This is a genomic window from Candidatus Cloacimonadota bacterium (genome assembly GCA_020532085.1).
Taxonomy (GTDB): domain Bacteria; phylum Cloacimonadota; class Cloacimonadia; order Cloacimonadales; family Cloacimonadaceae; genus Syntrophosphaera.
Genome location: JAJBAV010000001.1, coordinates 219548 through 240758, shown reverse-complemented (window position 1 = coordinate 240758; position 21211 = coordinate 219548). Strand labels below are relative to the sequence as shown.

The window sequence follows — 21211 nt, the reverse complement described above, 5'->3', positions numbered from 1 at the left end:
GGTATTCTGATGGCTCCTGCGGAGCCAGGTTAACGGGGACGTTAACCTTCCGGATTACATCTTGATATGTCGCCGCTGATGAGATGGTAGGCATGTATTCCGGAAGGTCGACGTCCCCGTCGACCAAAAGCCTTGAGGGCTTCGCTGATCTGCGGTAAAATCTAAGCCTTGTAAGTTATGATAGGTATTCTGATGGCTCCTGCGGAGCCAGGTTAACGGGGACGTTAACCTTCCGGATTACATCTTGATATGTCGCCGCTGATGAGATGGTAGGCATGTATTCCGGAAGGTCGACGTCCCCGTCGACCAAAAGCCTTGAGGGCTTCGCTGATCTGCGGTAAAATCTAAGCCTTGTAAGTTATGATAGGTATTCTGATGGCTCCTGCGGAGCCAGGTTAACGGGGACGTTAACCTTCCGGATCCGACGGGACCAAGCGAAACTCCAGGGTGCGCGCCCAGCCAGGCCGGGACACGCCCTCGGCGTCGGTGGAGGCGGATTCCGAAAACTCAAAATCCCGCGGGGTGAGGACATATTTGGATGGCTCCCAGCGCCAACCGGATGGAGGCGGGGCCAGGGAAAAGATGCCGGTGATGTCATCTTTGGTTTTGGCGGTAACGGGAGTGCCGGTAACCAAAGCTGTAGCCTTGCCATTGATGAGTACCGGGATGCCAGGATCCTGCGCTTCAACATTCAAAATAAAAGGGTATAGGCGGACAGGTTCGCCAGGATAGTCTTTTCCTTGTGTGTTTGGCCGTCCCCACCAAATGGTTTCAGTGCCCTCCGGAACAACGATCTCAATTAATCCATGAGTATACAACGTGTCTTGTCTGGTAAACTCAAGCTTAACAACATCGCCAGGATACCATTCGGTATCAAAGTTAGCCAGTTGTATTTTGGCGTAAAGGTTACCTCCTGCATGGTAGTATCCAAAGTCATAGTAGTTGCTATCTCTGGTCACGTTGAACAAGGAGGCAAAAAATCTCAATTTGCTGGTGTCATTTAATAACGAACCTCCATCGGCTTCACAGATAAGAACGTACAAGACCCTGGGCTTGTTCGACTGAGACCAGAGGGACAGGCAAGCGATCATGATAAGGACGGTCAAAAGCCACTTGTTTCTCATTGTTACTCCCAAAAAAGTGCGTCTAACCTTCGACGAGTTTTTGCGATTCCAAAAGTCAAACGAAAGGCAAATACACACAATTTACCTATGTACAAGTTGTCAAGCAAATCCCTTAAGAGAATTGAAGTGCCTTGGTTCTTGAATGGGAAAAGGGCTCAATCGGAGATTGCGATCATGACGGTTAGACAGAACGGGTAAGTGCCTTGTGAGGTCTGGCGTGACAGTTTAGAACTTTCAGACAATCACGCAAACCAGTAATATATCCCTGCTGATTTCTGTAGATAATTCGCCACAGACAAAAGCTTGTCAAACAAGGGGTTGACAAGATCAGTAGTTTAGATGTTTCTAAGTAACCTCAAAAACAAAAAATTCTGCTTGACAGGATTTCGCAATCCGGCCAGAGTGTCCAACGTAACAAAGTAGCTTTTTTTATAGAGTGTAATGTGCGATGAATGAAAAGGTCTTCAAGATCAAACCCGGCATCTGAAAAAGATCCGGAAAACTTTCAACGTCGGTTGGCCGGCCCCATTAACCCGGCCGGAAAACCAAAGCGAATCTTTAATATATCATTCTCATGGAGGAATGTTATGAAGAAATTAATATTGCCGCTGCTGCTCCTGGTTGCCTTTGGCATGCTGGCAGCGGTCGAATCAGACCCGTCCAACGTGGTTGGATACGTCAAGTATCCTTGCTACACTGGTAACAATTACGTTGCGTATCCGATGGGTGAAGCAACAACTGCTGAGGGATCAGTGGTTGATTATATTGCGAACTTTGGAGCCATTGCGATGTGGTCAAACTCTGGTCAAACATGGACGAGTATATCCTATGACGCTGACTTCGCAGAGTGGAGCGGTACCATGCCTTTGAACAACGCTGGCTGCATGACATTTAACTCACTGTCCAACTTCGATTTCTATAGCCTAGGCACACCGTCAGACGCGATTACGTTTGGAATATATGCTGGCAACAACCGGATTTATGTTCCTTTGGATCGCTCAGATCTTGGTACTGCCGAAGAGTTGGGCGATGAAGTTGGAAATATTATTGCTGTAGCTTGGTACACTAATTCCACACATTCATGGGCGTCAATTTCATATGACCCCGACTTTATGGAGTGGAGCGGAACCCATGCAATAGCGATCGGAGATCCATTAACGTTGAACAGTACTGCTGCCACAACATGGCCTGGAAGCAAATCAACTGGATTTGGTTCGTCTTTCAAAACAAAATAAATAAAGGATGGATAGCATGAAGAAATTAACATTACTCGTTTTTGCCCTGCTTCTTTTGACGGCGGGATTATTTGCGGCTGAACCCAGAATATTGTACGTTTGTTTAGTTGAGGACGCGGACCCTTGGGTACCATTACCGAATGATATGGCAGTCCTCGATTTCACAGCTACTTGTAGTTGGAACGCAAATACGTACAATGATGTATCTCCAGATTTTGGGTACTATTTTGTCGGCGGCAATATGTACGCTAAAATCCAGTTGGGGAATATGGGAGAAACTTGGACCGTCGGCGCAACTGTTAACTTCACCGTAACAAGGACAACACCAGCAGCTGAAGGCTCTACTGTAATTACCATTCCTGAAGGAACGGGAACAATTTGGTGGGGAAGACCCCCCGGATCGATTACGTATCCTGGCGCACCTGTTGAGCTAGATGAACCCGGCCCCACCTACACGGTGAACATGAGCACGGTTCCCGCGGGTTACATCACCCCCACCACCCTGGGACCCGTTAACAGCGAAGACGTCACCACCATCTACGGCACCTACACCCCCACTGCTGTGTCAGCCACCGGTTACTGGACCCCCGCGTCCCTGACCATCGACGCTGACACCCCCTGGGTTGCCGACGGCGACAACTGGGTGTACAACCAGGAATTTGTGTGGACCGAAGTTGACTACTACAACTACTATGTAACCCTGAAAGTCAACGAAGGCACCTACACCGGCAAAGCCAACTGGAATGTCCAGGGTCCCGCCGGCAGCTACACCGTCCCGGGCGGCACCACCGGTTTCCAGGTGGTTGACGAAACCCAGGAATCCGTGCCTGAAAACGCCATCGACGGCGCCTATCAGATGCTGACCCCTGCCCCCACAGGTTACTACTGGGAAGCCGTGGAACTCACCACCGGCGATTTCCTTGCCCGTTCCAAAGGCGGCAGAGCGGTTATCAACCTCTATGCTCCGGACATGATGTGGATGCTGCTCGAGGAGGATCAACCCACCTACACCGTGTACATGACCACCGTTCCCGCGGGTTACATCACCCCGGCGACCTTGGGCCCTGTGACCGATCCCGCCGACATCTACGGCACCTACACCCCCACGGATGTTTCAACTACTGGTTATTGGACCCCCGCGTCCCTGACCATCGATGCGGACACCGAATGGGTGGCTGATAACGATAACAACTGGGTTTTCTCCCAGGAATTCGTCTGGACCGAGACAACTGTATATCAGCTGACTGTGGCCTCCACCTATCTTGGCGTGGATGAACCCGGTTACGAGATCATCAAGGATGAAGTTCCCACCGGCCAGTTCACCCCCTGGACATTCGAAAGCGAAGACCAGGCCGCCCTGTACGGCACCTACACCCTCGAAAACGTCACCGGCTTTGCCTGGTGCCCGCAAGAATGGATCGTTGATGCCAGCACCTGGGCCCAGACCAAGGAATACGCCCCCGCCACCATCGTTTTCGACCGCCAGCAGATCTACACCTGGACAGTGCTCGTGCTTGACCTGAACACCAGCTCTCCGATCGAAGGCGCCTCCATCTGGTTCGACGACGGCGTGAATCCTCCCACCGTGGTTGCCACCACCATCGTCAACGGCACCTACACCTTCACCTGCCCCGGAGATTATCCCGGCGCCGGAACCTATTATGTAACCGCTGCCGGTTACAATGTCTGGGATCCGATCAATGTGGTGCAGACAGTGGAGACCATGACCGAGAACCTGCCGAACAGCACCTTCTACGGCGACTGGGAAGACGGCCCCACCCCTGTCGTACTGAGCAGCTTCACCGCCACGCTCACCGGCCAGTTCTACGTGCAGCTTAGCTGGACCAGCCAGACCGAAACCCAGATGATGGGCTATCGCGTCTATCGCAACACCAGCGCCGAGCAGAGCACTTCCGAACTGATCGACAACCCGATGATCCCCGCCACCAACACCAGCAGCACCCAGAACTACACTGTGGTGGACGACGACGTGTTGATCGGCCAAACCTACTACTACTGGCTGGAAGCAGTTGATTACAACAGCAGCAGCTTCCACGGTCCGGTCAGCGTTACCGTCACCGGCAACGTACCGCCCGTGCTTCCTGAAGTGACCGAGATGCGCAATGCCTACCCGAACCCCTTCAAGGCGAACGGCAGCACCAACATCGAAGTCTCCCTGAAAGCCGGCGACACCGGAACCCTCACCATCTACAACGTCCAGGGTCAGCTTGTGAAGACCGTGAGCCTCACCGAAGGCAACCACATGGTCAACTGGAACGGCAGAGACAGCAGAGGCAATGCCTGCGGCAGCGGCATCTACTTCTACAAACTCTCCACCCAGAGCATGAACCAGACCAAGAAGATGGTCATCGTCAAATAAGTTCAGTAACCATACTGATATACGCGCCCCGGTTTTGTCCGGGGCGTTTTGTTTTCGTCCACGAGTTACACTAATTTCTTTCCCTACGGATTCAACGGATTCAACGGATTAACGGATTTACGTTAACACAGAGAACACAGAGCAAAAGCAGAGTGATTTGTCCACGAATTACACGAATTTACACGAATTTCTTTCCCTACGGATTCAACGGATTAACGGATTGTACGGATTAGTCTAACACAGAGGCACAGAGGACACAGAGTAACACAGAGTACAGACTTTGGATGATGTTTGAATCTGCGCGCCGTTCTCTTTCCACGGATTCAACGAAGCCCGGCGGGCGAAACAATTTAGCGCGGGGTGGCAACCCCGGGTCATTTGCGCAGGTAGAATCTTGCAGCCCCGCCAGGGGCGACACACACATAGCCAACATGTTATATGGTAATCGTTTGTGTCGGCCCTGACGGGGCTTGTATTTATCCTGTGCTGCCTCCAATCCCAGGGTTCCGCTACGCTACACCCTGGGCTAAGTTGTTTCGCGCTTCCGCGCTATTCCTAGACCTATTCCTTACTCTACGAATCCGAAAGATTTTCTTTTGCGCGAAAATCATGATTATCAGCGTCATCCGCGTTCTTTTCTGTCCACGAATTACACGAATTTACACGAGTTTATTTCCCTACGGATTCAACGGATTGAACGGATTAACGGTTTTACGTTAACACAGAGAACACAGAGCAAAAGCAGAGTGATTTGTCCACGAATTACACGAATTTACACGAATTTATTTCCCTACGGATTCAACGGATTCAACTGATTATACGGATTAGATCCCGTGTGTTTTCATCTTTTTCTGACCACGCTTTCCCTTTTTCCGTGCTTTTCCGCGACCTGTTCTTTCCCTACGGATTCAACGGATTAAACTGATTATACGGATTAGATCCCGTGTGTTTTCATCTTTTTCTGACCACGCTTTCCCTTTTTCCGTGCTTTTCCGCGACCTGTTCTTTCCCTACGGATTCAACGGATTCAACTGATTATACGGATTAGATCCCGTGTGTTTTCATCTTTTTCTGACCACGCTTTCCCTTTTTCCGTGCTTTTCCGCGACCTGTTCTTTCCCTACGGATTCAACGGATTAAACTGATTATACGGATTAGATCCCGTGTGTTTTCATCTTTTTCTGACCACGCTTTCCCTTTTTCCGTGCTTTTCCGCGACCTGTTCTTTCCCTACGGATTCAACGGATTAAACTGATTATACGGATTAGATCCCGTGTGTTTTCATCTTTTTCTGACCACGCTTTCCCTTTTTCCGTGCTTTTCCGCGACCTGTTCTTTCCCTACGGATTCAACGGATTCAACTGATTATACGGATTAGATCCCGTGTTCTTTCATCTTTTTCTGACCACGCTTTCCCTTTTTCCGTGCTTTTCCGCGACCTATTCTTATCCGCGTGAATCCGCGCTTTTTTCTGCGAAAATCTGCGGGAACCAATATATAGTGCACGCGCGCGCGGAAAAAGGGACTTGACAAGCAGAGCGGTTGCAAAAAGGCTTGCTTACTAAGAATAATGCGGCAGGAGTGGAGATGCCCAGGCTGGAACAAGCCATTGCAAGATTAGACAGTTACGTGCGGGATCAGCAGATCTTTTCCGCCGGGGCGAAGCTGTTGCTCTGCGTTTCGGGCGGGGCGGACTCGGTGGCGCTGCTGCTGCTGTTCGCGCGTTTGCGCGGCCTGCGTCAGCTCACTCTGCTGGCTGTGCACGTGGACCATCAGTTGCGCGGGGCGGAGAGCGCGGCGGACGCTGAATTGGTGAAAGGGCTGTGCCAGGAACTGAGCGTGCCGCTGATAGTGCGCAAGGTGAAGCTGGCCGCTGGCGGCGACCTGGAAAACCGGGCGCGGCAAAAGCGCCTGGGGGTGTTTGAAGAGGTGCTGGACGCCTACCGTTTCGACCTGATCGTGACCGCGCACCACAACAACGACCAGAGCGAGACCATGCTGCTGAATCTCTTTCGCGGCGCGGGCCTCAGCGGCCTGGCCGGGATCCGTCCCCGCAGCGGCAGGATCGCGCATCCGCTGCTCTGCTTTGACAAGCGGGAACTGGTGGAACTGCTGCAAGAGCAAAAGATCGCCTGGCGCGAAGACGCCAGCAACGCGGACCAGAGTTTCAAGCGCAACTGGGTGCGGCACACGCTGCTGCCGTTGGTGGCCAAAGAGCTGAATCCGCGCGTCGCCAGCAGTTTGGGTGAGCAAGCCCTGATCTTCGCGCAGGCGGAGGAGCTGGTGCTGCAGCGGGTGAAGTCGCTGACCAAGAAGATCACCCTGGAGCAGGAACCGGAGCGGATCACCGTCTCCATCCCGGCTTTCAGGCGCTGCACGCGGCTGGAGCAATACCATATCATGAAAGAGCTCACGCGCGCCCTCAGCGGCAGCGGGAGGGATTTTTTCAGCCGCCATTTCCAGGACATCCTGGACCTGCTGGAATCCGGCGGCAGCAAGCAGATCCAGCTGGGCCGGGGACTGATCGCCAGAAAAGTTTACACTGAATTGAGTTTGGAGCGGGCCAGCGTGGCAGCGCCGGTTCCGGAGCCCGTGGTGGTTACGGAAGACCGGGCGCGGGCCGTTTGGGGCGACCACCGCTTCACCTTCAAACTGCTGAAGGTGCTGCCGCCCCGGCGCGAGGAAGACGCCCTGAACGTTTATCTGGACGCGGACAAGATCAACTGGCCGTTCAGCATCCGCAGCCGCAGGCCGGGCGACAGGTTCATGCCGCTGGGTTTGGACCGCCTGGTGAAGCTGAAGGATTTTCTGATCAACGCCAAGGTGGGCAAATACGAGCGCGATCTGGTGCCGGTGCTGGACGACGGGACCAAGATCATCTGGATCGCGGGGCAGCGGATCGACGCGCGGGTGGCGCTGGACGCCGGCAGCACGCGCTTTCTGAAAATAGCGGCGGAAAACCTGAAGGCCAGGCCCCGGCGGGCGGCCAGCCGCAAAAAGACAGGAGAGGAAAATGAATGAGATGAATTGCGACCTGGTGGCGGTGCTGCTGGACGAATACCGCATCCAGACAAGGGTGCGGGAGATCGGCAGCCAGATCACCAGCGAATATAAGGACACGGTGCCGGTGCTGATCGGCATCATGAAAGGCGGCTTCATATTTCTGGCCGACCTCTGCCGCAGCATCACCATCCCCCTGGAGATCGACTTTCTGGCCATCTCCAGTTACGGCGCCGAGGCCTCCAGCTCCGGCGTGGTGAAGATCCGCAAGGATATCGACGTGGATATCACCGGCAGGCATGTGATCGTGGTGGAAGACATCGTGGACAGCGGACTCTCGCTGCAATACATCAAGGACTATCTGGGCAAGCACGCGCCGGCCAGCCTGAAGGTCTGCGTGCTGCTGGACAAACCGGCGGCGCACAAGCTGGAGGTGGGTTTCGACTATGTGGGCTTCGAGATCGGCAACGAATTTGTGGTGGGCTACGGGCTGGATTTCAACTCCCAATACCGCAACCTGCCCTACATAGGCATCCTGAAGGAAGAGATCTATTCATGAAACATACAGCCATCCTCCTGAAGCTGCTGGCGCTGAGCGGCGCCCTGGCAGCCGACAGCCTGGCCGTTGAGGACGCTCCGGCTAAAGTGGCTCAAAGCAGCCCGGTGGCGCAACAGTTTTCGGACCTGCTGCTGTGGTTCGTGGTCGCCCTGGTGACCATCACCATCATCAGCGCGGTGCGCATTTTCCTGCTGAAACGGAAAAAGCCGGGCGAGAAAGACGGACCCAAACGGTCCCAAACACCGCCGCAGACGCAACGCAACCTGCAGCCGGGCCCGTTGCGGCAGCCGGCCAAGGCGCCGGTTTCCTGGACCTTCGTGATCGTGATCATGATGCTGGTGGCGTTGATGGTGTTCAGCTGGTTCAGCGGCCAGGAGCAGATCGGCGAAGCGAGCTATTCGCAGTTCACCGGCGCTCTGGTAAAACAGCAGGTGAAGACGGTGACCTTCACGGAACAGGACATAGTTTACGAGACCAAAGCAGGCAAGAAATTCCACACCCTGCTGCCGCCGGTGGACGATCCCAGCCTGATCGACCAGCTGAGGCTGCAAAACGTGGAAGTGATCACCAAAAAGCCGCCGCGCTGGGTGGGGATCCTTTCCTACCTCATCCCCTTCGTGCTGCTGATCGGGTTTTGGTGGTTTCTGATGCGGGGCATGAACAACCAGAACGCCAAGGCCTTCAGCTTTGGCAAAAGCCGGGCCCGCATGCACGAAGGCAGCCGCAGCAACATCACCTTCAAGGATGTGGCCGGGGTGGACGAGGCCAAGGAGGAGCTGCAGGAGATCGTGGAGTTTTTGAAGGACCCGAAGAAGTTTCAAAGGCTGGGCGGCCGCATCCCGCGCGGAGTGCTGCTGGTGGGGCGTCCCGGCACGGGCAAGACGCTTTTGGCCAAGGCCGTTTCGGGCGAGGCGGGGGTGCCTTTTTACAGCATCAGCGGCTCGGACTTTGTGGAAATGTTCGTGGGCGTGGGCGCAGCCAGGGTGCGTGACCTGTTTGACCAAGCAAAGAAAAATTCGCCCTGCATCACCTTCATCGACGAGATCGACGCCGTGGGCCGGCACCGGGGCACCGGGCTGGGCGGCGGGCACGACGAACGCGAGCAAACGCTGAACCAACTGCTGGTGGAGATGGATGGCTTTGAGCCCAACGAAGCGGTGATCATCATCGCGGCCACCAACCGGCCGGACATCCTGGACCCCGCGCTGCTGCGTCCGGGCCGCTTCGACCGCCAGGTGACGGTGGACCTGCCCGACATCAAGGGCCGCACGGAGATCCTGAAAGTGCACGCGGCCAAGGTGCCGCTGGCCGAGGATGTGCATCTGGAGCTGATCGCCCGCGGAACGCCGGGCTTCAGCGGGGCCGACCTGGCCAACATCGTGAACGAGGCGGCCCTGATCGCGGCGCGCTACAACAAGCAGAAGATCAACATGAGCGATTTTGAGGAAGCCAAGGACAAGCTGACCCTGGGCAAGGAAAAGAAGAGCCGGGTGATCCCCGAAGACGACAAAAAGCTCACCTCCATCCACGAGATCGGGCACGTGCTGACCTCCATTTTTCAGGACAAGACCGAGCCGGTGCACAAGGTTTCGATCATTCCGCGCGGCTTCACGGCCGGCGCCACCCACTTTTTGCAGACCGACAAGACCGGCTATTCGCGCGGCTATCTGGAACAGATCATGACGGAGATCCTGGGCGGACGCGCCGCGGAGGAGATCGTTTACGGCGAACTCACCACCGGGGCGGGCAACGACCTGGAGCGGGTTACCGAGATCGCCAAAAAGATGGTCTGCTCCTGGGGCATGAGCGAAGCCTTCGGGCCGATGACCATCGGCAAGGAGCAGGGCGAAGTGTATCTGGGCAAGGAACTCATCGGCCGCGACACGCACAGCAACGAGACGGCGCAGCTGGTGGACAGCGAGATCCGCGGCTTCATTTCCCGCGCCTACGATCGGGCGCTGGAGATCCTGAAAAAGCGGCGCGGGCTGCTGGAAAAGCTGGCCGCCGAGCTCTTTGAAAAGGAAACCCTGGGCACCGAAGAGATCTTTGAATTTGTGCTGGCCGACATCGGCGGGGAAGACCGGGAGCAGGTGCTGGCCAAATTCAACAAGGCCAAAGAGATGCGTTTCGAGCACAGCGAGAGGCCGGAAACGGTAGAATCGCCCTCCGGTCAGGCTTGAGCGAAGGGGAGCGGAAAACCGGTATGAGCCTGGCGCGAGGTGGGGCGGTCAAAGCGATGAACTGGCTGCTGAGCAGAACGCGGGAGCGCTTCATCAGCCTCACCGTGCGCAACTACCGCCTCTTTTTTTCCGGGCAGCTGTTTTCCGTGATCGGCACCTGGGTGCAGCGTACCACCATGAGCTGGTTCATCTACCGGCTGACGAATTCAGCATTCCTGCTGGGTTTGATCGCTTTTCTGAGCATGATCCCCTCGCTGTTCGTGAGTCCCTTCGCCGGGGCCTGGGCGGACCGCTGGGACCGGCGCAAAACCCTGATCCTCACGCAATCCCTCTTCATGCTGCAGGCCAGCCTGCTGGCCGCGGGCGTGCTGAGCGGATACATCAACGCGCAGCGCTGGTGGCCGCTGATCGTGCTGGCGCTGTGGCAGGGGATCGTGGAGGGCATTGACGCGCCCTTCCGGCAAAATTTCGTGCTGGACCTGGTTTCCAAGCGCAGCCTGCTGCCCAACGCCATCGCCACCAACTCCGCCATGTTCAATTCCGCCCGCTTGGTGGGGCCCTCCATCGGCGGGGCGATGATCGTGGCATTCGGCGAAGGCATCTGTTTTCTGATCAACGCCGTTTCCTATTTGGCGGTGATCGCCTCGCTGCTGGCCATCCGGATCAGCTATCCGGCCCTGAAACCCACCGGCGCGCCCATCCTGAGCAAGATCAAAGAGGGCTGGAGCTATTCCTGGCGCAGCCTGCCGGTGCGCTGGCTGATCGCCAACCTGAGCGTGTTCATGCTCTTCGCCATGAGCTACGGCTCCATCATTCCGGTGTTCGCGCGCGACGTGCTGAAAGGCAATGCCGGCACGCAGGGCCTGCTGCTGACCTTTGCCGGGATCGGGGCCCTGGCCAGCGCCTTTTACATGGCGGGGCGCAAAACCATCAAAGGCCTGCCCTTCATCACGGCGGGACTGGGCTGCGTGGCCAGCCTGGCGCTGATCGGCCTGGCGCATAGCCGCAGCCTTCCGCTCAGCCTGCTGTTCATGGTCTTCATCGGCTTGGGCATGACCATGCAGATGAGCTCCACCAACACCATCCTGCAAAGCGTGGCCGATCCAGGCATGCGCGGCCGGGTGCTGAGCGTTTACACCATGACCTTCCAGTCTGTGATGCCCTTCGGCAGCCTGCTGATCGGTTCGCTCACCCGCAGGCTGGGGCCGCAGACAGCGCTGAGCATCGCCGCCGGCATTTGCCTGCTGTGGTCGCTGAACGCGCTGCGCAAGATCCCGCAGCTGATGAAGCACATCATGCGCATGCTGGTGACCAACCACAACACCGAGATCTACCGGCCGTTGAAAGTGACGGTGGAATACCCCGGGGTGGAAGGATGAACACCTGGCTGCACCTGGGCGAAAAAACCCCGGACTATCGCGGTGTGATGCGGGACCAGGGTGATATCCGGATCGGGGACAAAGTGATCCCCGCCTCCAGCACCGTGATCGCGGAACAGATCGCCGGTGACGGCATCCACATCTGCTCGGATCAAGACAGCGGCGCGGGCTGGGGCCGGCATCCCCAGATCGCGGCAGCGGACGCGCTGATCACCAAGCTGCCGGGGCAGTATCTGCTGATCCGCACCGCGGATTGCTATCCCGTGCTGCTGACAGACGCCCAAAACCGTGCCGTGGCGGCCATCCACAGCGGCCGCGAAGGCACCCGGCTGAACATCGCCGGCAAGGCCGTGCGAGCGCTGGAGAAGCATTTCGGCATCAGGCCCGCCGAGCTCACCGCCCACATTGGCGCCGGCATCTGCGCGCGGCACTATGAGGTGGACGCGGCAACTTGGGAAAGTTTCAACGCCAGCCTCAAAGCCATGGGCTGCGCCGCGGATCCGGCTGGATTTCGCCATCTTGACCTGCGCCTGGCCATTTTCCGGCAGCTGATCGCGGCCGGGATCCCCTTTTACAACATTGAGCAGCAATTTGCCTGCACTTTGGAATCGGCTGTGCATCATTCCTACCGGCGGGACGGCACCCGCAACCGCCAGATGAACATTATCGGAATTGAACATGAGTAAGACCCTCACCAACCGGGCCGGCACCCTGAGGCTGGAGCTGCGTGATGACAGGCTTTCGGCCTGGCTGACCATCCGCTCCGGCGGCAGGCTGACCGACGAGCAGGACATCCTGGACCTGATCGAAGAAGCCGGCATCAAAACAGGCTTTGAAGAAGCCGCCAGATACATGCGCAAACACGGCCTGGAAAAGGATTTCGACGTGGCCTTTCCTGTGGCCATGTGCAACCGCGTGAAAGGCGAAAGCAAGCTGAACTACTTTTTCGACCTCGATCAGGCCAAAAACTTCAGCGGACGCGTGCGCCCGGAGGAACTGGCCAGCCTCACCTGCATCGAAGCCGGTACCGTGATCGCGGATTACAACAGCAACATTTTTGACCGCCAGGGCTCCATCTACGACATCTACGGCGAAATGCTGCAGGACGAGGAATTCGACCTGGAAGCCGCGGGACTGGTGGCCGGCGACAACGTTACCTTCAGCCTGGACAGGCGCCGTTTCGTTACGGAACGCAAAGGTTTTGTGAGCGTGGATGAGAGCGGCCGCATCGGAGTGGTGGAAAAACTGGTGGTGGAGGGCGACATCCAAGACGCCGCGGACGAACTGCGCTCTCCGGCGGACCTGGAGATCCGCGGCAGCCTCGGCAACAGCTCGCTTTTCTGTGCCGGGAACGTGGAACTGCGGGGCGACCTGAGCAACGCCACGCTGAGCTGCCGGGGCGACCTGAGCCTCAGCGGCGAGATCCGCAACTGCCGCCAGCCGGGGGTGGAGGTGGGCGGAAACCTTAGCTGCAAAGGGATCCAGGCCTCCCGGGTGCTGTGCCGGGGCAGGATCCGCTGGGAGGACAGCGTGGAAGGCTGCGAGATCGTGGCCGACGGCGGCCTGGAAACTGAAAACGGCTTCCTGCGCGGTGGACAGGCGGAATGCGGCGGCAACCTGATGCTGCATGAACTGGGCGATCCGGCCGGCAGCGAAACCCGGGTGGAGATCACCATCGGGCCCTATCACAAAGCGCTGCTGATGCAGATGACGCGGGAACTGATCCGGCTGAAAGACGCGCCGGGCGATAACCAAAGCCAGATCGACGCCCTGAACGAGCAGATCAAGGCCTGCGAGGCAGAGCTTGACGGCCAGCTGAACACTTTTTTAAACCGCCCGGGCGACCAGAGGCTGGGCCTGCGCGTGCTGGGCGAGGTGCATCCTCCCGTGAGGGCACGCATCCTGAAACACGAATACTATCTCCAGCGCCGGCAAAACGGCTTGGAGATCTGGGAAAAAGATTAAAGGACAGAGGACATGAAACATTTATTTATGGTGATCCTGGCGCTTGCGGCCGCCCTGGGCTGGGCCCTGGAGCCGGAGTTCGCCTCCGATCCGGCCATCTCGCCGGACGGAGAGCAGGTGTGCTTTGTTTATGACAACGACCTGTGGTTGGTATCGTACAACGGTGGCGAAGCGCGCCGGCTGACGGCCACCGAGGCGGGGGAATGGGGGCCAAGCTGGTCTCCGGACGGAGCTTGGATCGCTTTCAACTCCAACCGCGAAGGCCTCACGCTGCCCTATCTGATCGAGCCGGAGAGCGGGGCCACCCGGCCCCTCAGCCGGGAAAGCCTCACCATCAGCGATTGGTTCGCCGACGGCCAAAGCCTGCTCTGCACACGTTACAGCCCCAGTTTTGGCAGCTCTTTTTTCCGGATGCCGCTGGACGGCAGCCGGCCCGTGCTGCTGGCCGAGATCGGCGACCGCTATGCCACCCTGTCCCCAGACAACCAAAGCCTGGTCTTCAACCGCGACGGCAACCCCCACCGCGAAAGCTACCGGGGCAGCATCGCCGGCGAGCTCTGGAGCATCGATCTGGCCAGCAAGAAATACACCCGGCTCACCCAGACCGACTTCACCGAGCGCTACCCGCGCTATTCGCACCTGGACGGAGCGCTCTACTTCTGCGCCTCGGATGGCCAGCGCTTCCAGATCTTCCGGGCGGACAACGGCAATTTTGCCGCCCCGCGCCAGCTTACCAACTTTCCCCTGTGGTCCGCGCGCGACCTTTCCATCGCCAGGCTCAACGACCGCATCGTGTTTGAGCACTTCAACGAGATCTGGCGCTGGCATCCCGTCTCCGGCGCGGCCAAGCTGGAGATCAACATCAGCTCGGACCTCTGGCGTCCCGACCTGCGCCGGGAAAAGATGAAGGACAACTTCGAGGCCTTCGCCATAGCGGACGACGACCTGCTGGTGGGCTTCAAATACAAGTACGACACCTTCTTCATTCCCCGCAAGGGCGGCGAGGTGAAGCAGATCAGCCACGACCAAAGCTCCATCGGCGACCTGGCTTTCTCCCCAGACAACCGCACCCTGGTGCTGCAGATGATGGACAAGGGCATCAACAAACTCTACAGCGTAACCTGCGACAGCCTGATGCAACTCAGCCAGGTGGAGTGGTTCGGCGCGGACAGCCTGGACGTGGAAGGCCTCACCCGTGATCCCAGCGGTAAATGGATCGTGCGCTACGGCGACAAGCGCCTCAGCGGACGCGTCGCGGTGGCCGATTCCAGCCTGGCGGACCTGCGTCCCTTGGAAGTCAGCCGCCCCATCGCCAGCAACTTTGCCATCAATTCCAGCGGCGACTATGCCGTTTACGCCACCACCCGCGAGGATGTGTGGATGCGCGAGCTCTGGCTCTACGATTTTGCCGCCGGAACCCACCGCAAGATCATGAACGACGATTCCTGGATCCGCGGCCTGGCCTGGACCAGCGATGACCGCTCCATCCTGATGGGCCGATCCAACGGCATTTACCGCCTCGATCTCATCCCCCGCGACGAATACGAGTTTGAGGTGGACAACTGGAAAGAGATCTTCTGCACCACCACCGGCGAGGACGGTGAGGAGCTGATCCTAAGCGACCAGGAGCTGGACATCACAATAGAAGCGGAAACGGACACCCTGGCCACGGTGGCGGAAGCTGAACCGGCCCCGCGCCAAGAATTGAAGGTCGTTTGGGAAGGCATCGAAAAGCGGATGTTTGAAGTGCTCAGCGAACCGGAACGCTGGCTGCGCGTGGAGCGCGTGATCAGCGACAGCACATTTTATTACGTTTCCGACGGCTATGGGGAGGAGGGCAGCCTCAAGCTGAAAAAGGCCAATATCTTCGGAGAAAACATCAAGGAGGTCCAGGACCTTGGCAAAGACGCCTCCAGCCTGCGCTGGGTGGGGGAGAAGCTCTACTATTTGCAGGGCGGCAAGGTGCGCTGGCACGATCTGGACAAACGCAGCAAGGGTGAACTGAGCACCGAATTCGATTACACATACAGCGCCAGCCTGCTAAACACCCGGGTCTTCGAAGAGGTCTGGGGAGTGTTTGGCCTCAATTTCTACGATCCGAACATGCACGGCCAAAACTGGCGGGAGTTCTACGACCTCTATCATCCCTACGCCAGCCGGGCCCGCTCTATCGAGGACATCAGCGCCATCGTGAATGAGATGATCGGCGACGTGAACGCTTCCCACACAGGGTTTTATCCACGCCGGGAAGGCTATTCCCCGCGCGGGGGACAGCCCGCCTGGCTGGGGGTGGAATTTGACCACAGCGAGGTTCTGCCCCAAGGGGTCCGCCTCCTGACAGTCTATCCTACCTCACGCCTGGCAACGCTTTACGGCATCAGAGCGGGGGACATCCTCACCCACATCGACGGCAGCCTGATCACACCGACCACCCCGCTGGATTCGCTGCTGGCGGACAAGACCGGCAAACGCATCCGGCTGATTTTTTTGGCCAGCGGCGAGGAAAAGGAAGCCGTGACCGAAGGGTTGAACTGGAGCCAGAACCGCGCCCTGCACTACGACTACAAGGTTGGCCGCAGCCGCGCCGAGGTGGAGGACCGCACCGGCGGACGGGTGGGCTACATCCACATTCCGGCCATGGGAGACGGCGATTTTGCCAACTTCCAGCGCGAGCTGTTCCGCGACAACGCGGACAAGGAGGCCCTGATCATCGACGTGCGCGGCAACTCCGGCGGCCACGTGCACGATCAGATCATTTCCCTGCTCAACCAGCAGCCCTACGCCTATTCCACCTCCCGGCGCTACAGTGGGCAGCAGAACCAGGAACCCCGCCGGGCCTGGACTCGCCCCAGCATCGTGCTGGCCGACGAGAACTCCTTCTCTGATGGCGAGATCTTTCCCACTGTCTATCAGGAACTTAAGCTTGGCAAGGTGGTGGGCCGTCCCTCCAGCGGCTCCGTGATCGGCACCTGGCAGTATTATCTGCTGGACGGCTCATCCATGCGGTTGCCCGGCTCCGGCTGGTACAAGCTGGACGGCACCAACATGGAAGGCACCGGAGTGCGGCCGGATATTGTGGTGGAGATCAGTCCCGAGGACGAGATCGCCGGCCGCGACACCCAACTGTGGCGTGCCATCGAGGAGATCCTCAAGGAACTGCCGTGATCCGCTGTGACTGCCGGGAACAAATTGGTTCGGGAGCCGCCTGATGGGCGACCGTGACCTGCAAAACCTGATCCAGCGAGCGGAAGCGCTGATGAAGACCAACTGGATCCACGCGGTGCAGCTGCTGATCCGGGCGGCGGGGGAAAATCCCCAGGACCCGCGTCCTTTGATCGCGCTGGGTGATTTTTACCAGCAACGCCAGCTCTACGACAAGGCCGTGAAGAGCTATCAAACCGCGTTGAAACTGAAGCCCGGCGACAATCAGCTAAAGCTGATCATCGGCAACACCTATTTCGCCCAGGGCGAGTATCAGCTGGCGATCGTCTATTACGACCAGATCAGCGATCCCCACTCGGATGTGCGCTACAACAAAGCCCTGGCGCTGGCCTATCTGGGCCGGAACCGCGAAAGCATCGAGATCATGAAGGACCTGATGACGGTGATCGACAACAATCCCTTCATCTATTTCCTGCTGGTGGAACAGCTGCTGCGCGTGGAGGATTATGAAGCCGCTCAGCAATACATCGCCCGGGCCGAGGCCAAGATCGGCCCCCACCGCCATCTGCTGCTGCTCAAGGGGCTCACCTACGCCCATTTCCAAAACTGGCTGCTGGCCCTGAACGCTTTCCGCGCCTACGACCGCAGCGGCGCCCTGATCCAGACCGAGCATGTGCTCATCTATGCCGATTGCGCCGTGAAATGCGGCGCGCCGGCTTTGGCCATCCCGCCGCTGGAACGCGCCATCGAACGCAACCCCTATTCGATGGGGCTCTACGAAGAGATCATCCGCCTGCTCATCCAGCAAAAACACACAGACAAAGCCCGCCACTACCTGAACGAGGCCAAACGCTACTTTCCCCTGCTCAGCCCGCTGCTGCAGCTGCTGCAGTCCCGGCTGGGCAAATTGGGGGGATGAAGATGGGACTTTACAAGCTGAACAATCCGCTCAAGCACTACGCCTGGGGCTCGCCGGACTTCATTCCCCGCCTGCTGGGCAGAGAGCCGGACCCGGCTCTGCCGGTGGCGGAAATGTGGATGGGGGCCCATCCCGCGGGATCGTCCAGTTTGCGCACGCCTCAGGGCGAGATCAGCCTGAGGGATTTCATCGCCGCCGCTCCGGACAGGATCCTGGGCCGGGGCGCGGAACTGGCGGAGGGGCAACTGCCCTTTTTGCTGAAAGTTCTGGCGGCGGAACGTCCGCTTTCGATCCAGGCGCATCCTTCCGCGGCGCAGGCCCGGCTGGGTTGGGAACGGGAAAACAGCCTGAACCTGGCAGCGGATTCGCCCCTGCGCAATTACCGTGATCCCCGGGCAAAACCGGAACTGCTCTGCGCGCTCACCGAATTCACCGCCCTCTGCGGTTTCCGGGCCTGGTCCGAGGTGGCGGAAAACCTGCGCGCGGCGGGCCTGGCCACCTGCCTCAAAAGCTATCTTGCGTTTGCCACGCATCAGAACCGGAACTGGTTTCAGCGCCTGGCCCTGGAACTGCTCAGCCTGCGTGAAGACCCGCTCCGATCTGCACTGGCGGCGCTGAAACGCGCCCTCCAGGATGGTTCCGGACTCGATCCGGCCATCCGGGACTGCTGCCTGCTGCTGCTAAAATTCTATCCGGAGGATGCCGGGGTTTTCGCCCCGCTCTATCTGAACCTGTTCACGCTACGCCCTGGCGAAGCGCTGTTTTTGGCAGCCGGAGTGCCGCACGCCTATCTGCACGGCGCGGGCATCGAGATCATGGGAAATTCAGACAACGTGCTGCGGGGTGGACTCACCCCCAAACACGTGGACGGGGAGGAACTGGCCCGGATCCTGGATTTTGAGCCCTACGTCGGGAAGCCGGTCGAAAAGGACGTGGTAAGTCCTTTCAGCTGCATTTACCGAACCCCCGCGCGGGAGTTTGAGCTGAGAAATGTAACGCTGGTTACAGGCTGGAGCCTTGTCGACAATGAATTGCGCGATCCGCTGATCGTCTTTTGCGGGGAAGGCTCTGCCACCCTTTCAAGCGGTGGTGAAAATTTGGATCTGGAAACAGGCGAAGCGGCTTTCGTAACCGCGGATTCCCGGGATCTGAGCATGCACGGCTGTGCCGAACTCTGGCTGGCCATGCTGCCGGGTCAGAACTGAAATTCGATCCCCAGGCTCAGGGATTCGATGATCTCGTCCTTGCCGGCGATGGCGCCGTCACCGTTGGCGTCCTGGTAAAATTCCCGGTATTTGCAGATCAGGTTGTAGGATTCGTTGTAGCCGTAAACGATCACGCCGTTGATCTGGGCGTTGGCATTGCGCCAGTTTTTCAGGTCCAGCCTGTCCACATCGGTCTGGGCGTAGTAGAGCGAGGCTTCGCGGAGCTTGGGGAATTTCTCGGGCAGGAAGGAAAGCTTGGCCCAGAGTGATTGTCCCTTGGTCGCGCCAGTGTTGAACTTGTCCTGATAGGCCACCTTGAGGTGGGCGAAATTGGCGATGTTACCCTTCAGATAGCCGAACCAGCCGAGGCTGGATTCCAGCCCGGCCAGGTCCTCGTCTTTGGTGCGCAGGCTGTAATAGCGGCGTCCGTCCGCGCCTTCGATCCCGGAATAGACCACCTGGCAGCGCTGTTCGTCATACAGATAGTTGAAGTAGGCCGGCAGGAAGCGATCGGTGAAACTGCGGAATTCCAGCTTGACGTCGAAGATCAAAAATTTCGCGGCCAGGCCCGGCAGGATAAGGCCGCTGCCATGATCCTTCATCACCGCGTATTCGGCATAATGGCTGAGGCGAAAGTGCTCGCCGTCCACGATCGGCAGTTCATAATCCACGCTGTAAACCCACATTGGCCGGGGATCGGCATAGCTGGCCGCGGAATCTGGAAACACGGCTGTATCGAAGGGATAGTCCGGATAGAGCTGCGCGATATTGGGAAAAACCTCATTGACATAGGGATTGAGGTCGGGATGGTCCAGCACGGAATTGCCGTTCAGATCTATGTCGCTTTGATCCGGCACCTCGTCGTCATCGGTGTCCAGCCAACTGTCGGGATCGTGGGGAAATTTGTCGTAGACGTCGGGATAGCCGTCTCCGTCAGCATCGGGGTATTTGCCGTAGGGATCGCGGTCCGCGCCCAGGTTCAGGCCCAGGGAAAGGTTTTTGAGGAAGGGCAGGCCAGAGCCCAGCAGCGGTTTGATGGCGGCTCGTCCGGCCACCACCTCGTTTTTGCTGATGTCGTGAGTGTAGATCTCAAAGCCGAAGCCATAGGCGTTGGTGTTGGCACCCAGATAACCGCCGATCGGCTTCTCCTCCGGGTAGCGCAGTATGTTTGAATAGTCGTCGAAGATCAGGCCATGGCCCAGGGTGTAGTCCGGAATGCAGCCAACCTTGAAGTAGAGCGAGTCGCGACGGTCGGCAAAGCGCAGGTAAAAGATCTTTTTGGCCACGTCCTGCCAGGATTCCCAGCCCTTGCGGCGCAGCCGGCCCTCGCTGTCGAAGAGCAGGTCGATGTCCATGCCGATGCCCACCTTCCAGATCGCCACCTCCGGGCGCAATCTGATCTGTGAATACCAGTTGTCATCCACCAATATGTTGCCCAAAAGCCCACCCAGATCAAAATCCGGCTTGGTTAGCACCGGATAGGTGGGCTCTTCCCAAGCTTCGTCGCCGGGGAACATATAGTCGTCATTCAGGCTCTGCGCGCCCAGCAGGACGGGCAGCAACAAGAAAACGAACAGCCAGGTTCTGGGTGCCATTGGTGGTATTTTATTCCTTTTTGGCATTGCTTTCGCCCTTTCCGCTTTCTGTCAAGCAAAAACTTCTCCCAGGCTCTGCTTCTGTCTCTTGTCTGTCCACAAATTTCACGAATTTACACACATTTTTAAAACATGGGGACAGAGTCGCAGAGAGCACAACCCCATCATCTCAGCTGTCCACGATTTCACGAAGTCACACTAATTACCCCGATTCCAGATCGTCTTTGGGATCCCCTGATCACTCTATCGCTCTGGATCAAAGTTATGGCTCAAGTCCATTTATGGTGGGTAAACCCGAGTCGTCATTCCAGCGCAGGCTGGAATCCAGGTCTTTTGACAGAGATTTTTCAACCCAGAGACGGGGAGACACAGAGGCACAGAGGGGGTTTTGAGGCTGTGTCGGGGTGGCATGGTGGGGTGAAAGGGTGAAAGGGTGTAACACCGTTTGTAGCGTTTTCACCTTAAGGATTGAACTCTTTGTCATTCCAGCGCAGGCTGGAATCCAGGT

The 21211-nt window shown here is 57.8% G+C and carries 13 protein-coding genes; 11 read left to right on the top strand and 2 right to left on the bottom strand.

Going from position 1 to position 21211, the window contains the following annotated elements:
- Positions 1-407: 407 nt before the first annotated feature.
- A complete protein-coding gene (locus LHW45_00915) occupies positions 408-1124 on the bottom strand; it encodes a hypothetical protein (protein ID MCB5284146.1) in 717 nt (238 codons plus the stop codon).
- A gap of 587 nt (positions 1125-1711) precedes the next feature.
- Here LHW45_00915 and LHW45_00910 point away from each other — a divergent pair.
- The 11 genes from LHW45_00910 to manA all read left to right on the top strand — a co-directional run bounded on the left by LHW45_00910 (position 1712) and on the right by manA (position 19108).
- The gene (locus LHW45_00910; protein MCB5284145.1) at positions 1712-2359 is read left to right on the top strand and encodes a hypothetical protein; all 648 of its coding nucleotides are present in this window, start codon (positions 1712-1714) and stop codon (positions 2357-2359) included.
- A 463-nt stretch (positions 2360-2822) separates the two neighbouring features.
- A complete protein-coding gene (locus tag LHW45_00905) occupies positions 2823-4739 on the top strand; it encodes a T9SS type A sorting domain-containing protein (protein MCB5284144.1) in 1917 nt (638 codons plus the stop codon).
- Positions 4740-6326: 1587 nt separating this feature from the next.
- Positions 6327-7760, top strand: a complete 1434-nt coding sequence (tilS, locus tag LHW45_00900; GenBank protein ID MCB5284143.1) for a tRNA lysidine(34) synthetase TilS — start codon at positions 6327-6329, stop codon at positions 7758-7760.
- Between the two features lies 1 nt (position 7761).
- Complete coding sequence (hpt, locus tag LHW45_00895) at positions 7762-8298, top strand: hypoxanthine phosphoribosyltransferase (GenBank protein MCB5284142.1); 537 nt, start codon at positions 7762-7764, stop codon at positions 8296-8298.
- A complete protein-coding gene (gene ftsH, locus LHW45_00890; GenBank protein MCB5284141.1) occupies positions 8295-10478 on the top strand; it encodes an ATP-dependent zinc metalloprotease FtsH in 2184 nt (727 codons plus the stop codon). Before hpt ends, ftsH begins: the two co-directional genes overlap by 4 nt.
- 23 nt (positions 10479-10501) lie before the next feature.
- Positions 10502-11857, top strand: coding sequence for an MFS transporter (locus LHW45_00885; GenBank protein MCB5284140.1), 1356 nt, complete (start codon positions 10502-10504; stop codon positions 11855-11857).
- Positions 11854-12543, top strand: coding sequence for a polyphenol oxidase family protein (locus tag LHW45_00880; GenBank protein MCB5284139.1), 690 nt, complete (start codon positions 11854-11856; stop codon positions 12541-12543). The genes LHW45_00885 and LHW45_00880 overlap by 4 nt, the downstream gene beginning before the upstream one ends.
- On the top strand, positions 12536-13822 hold the full coding sequence (locus LHW45_00875) for a FapA family protein (GenBank protein ID MCB5284138.1): 1287 nt from the start codon (positions 12536-12538) through the stop codon (positions 13820-13822). Before LHW45_00880 ends, LHW45_00875 begins: the two co-directional genes overlap by 8 nt.
- A 12-nt stretch (positions 13823-13834) precedes the next feature.
- The gene (locus tag LHW45_00870) at positions 13835-16987 is read left to right on the top strand and encodes a DPP IV N-terminal domain-containing protein (GenBank protein MCB5284137.1); all 3153 of its coding nucleotides are present in this window, start codon (positions 13835-13837) and stop codon (positions 16985-16987) included.
- Between the two features lie 43 nt (positions 16988-17030).
- Positions 17031-17903, top strand: coding sequence for a tetratricopeptide repeat protein (locus tag LHW45_00865; GenBank protein ID MCB5284136.1), 873 nt, complete (start codon positions 17031-17033; stop codon positions 17901-17903).
- A 2-nt stretch (positions 17904-17905) separates the two neighbouring features.
- Positions 17906-19108, top strand: a complete 1203-nt coding sequence (manA, locus tag LHW45_00860; protein MCB5284135.1) for a mannose-6-phosphate isomerase, class I — start codon at positions 17906-17908, stop codon at positions 19106-19108.
- On the opposite strand, the gene LHW45_00855 is transcribed toward manA, so the two are convergent.
- On the bottom strand, positions 19099-20703 hold the full coding sequence (locus LHW45_00855) for a hypothetical protein (protein ID MCB5284134.1): 1605 nt from the start codon (positions 20701-20703) through the stop codon (positions 19099-19101). The two genes, manA and LHW45_00855, sit on opposite strands and share 10 nt — an antisense overlap.
- Positions 20704-21211 lie beyond the last annotated feature (508 nt).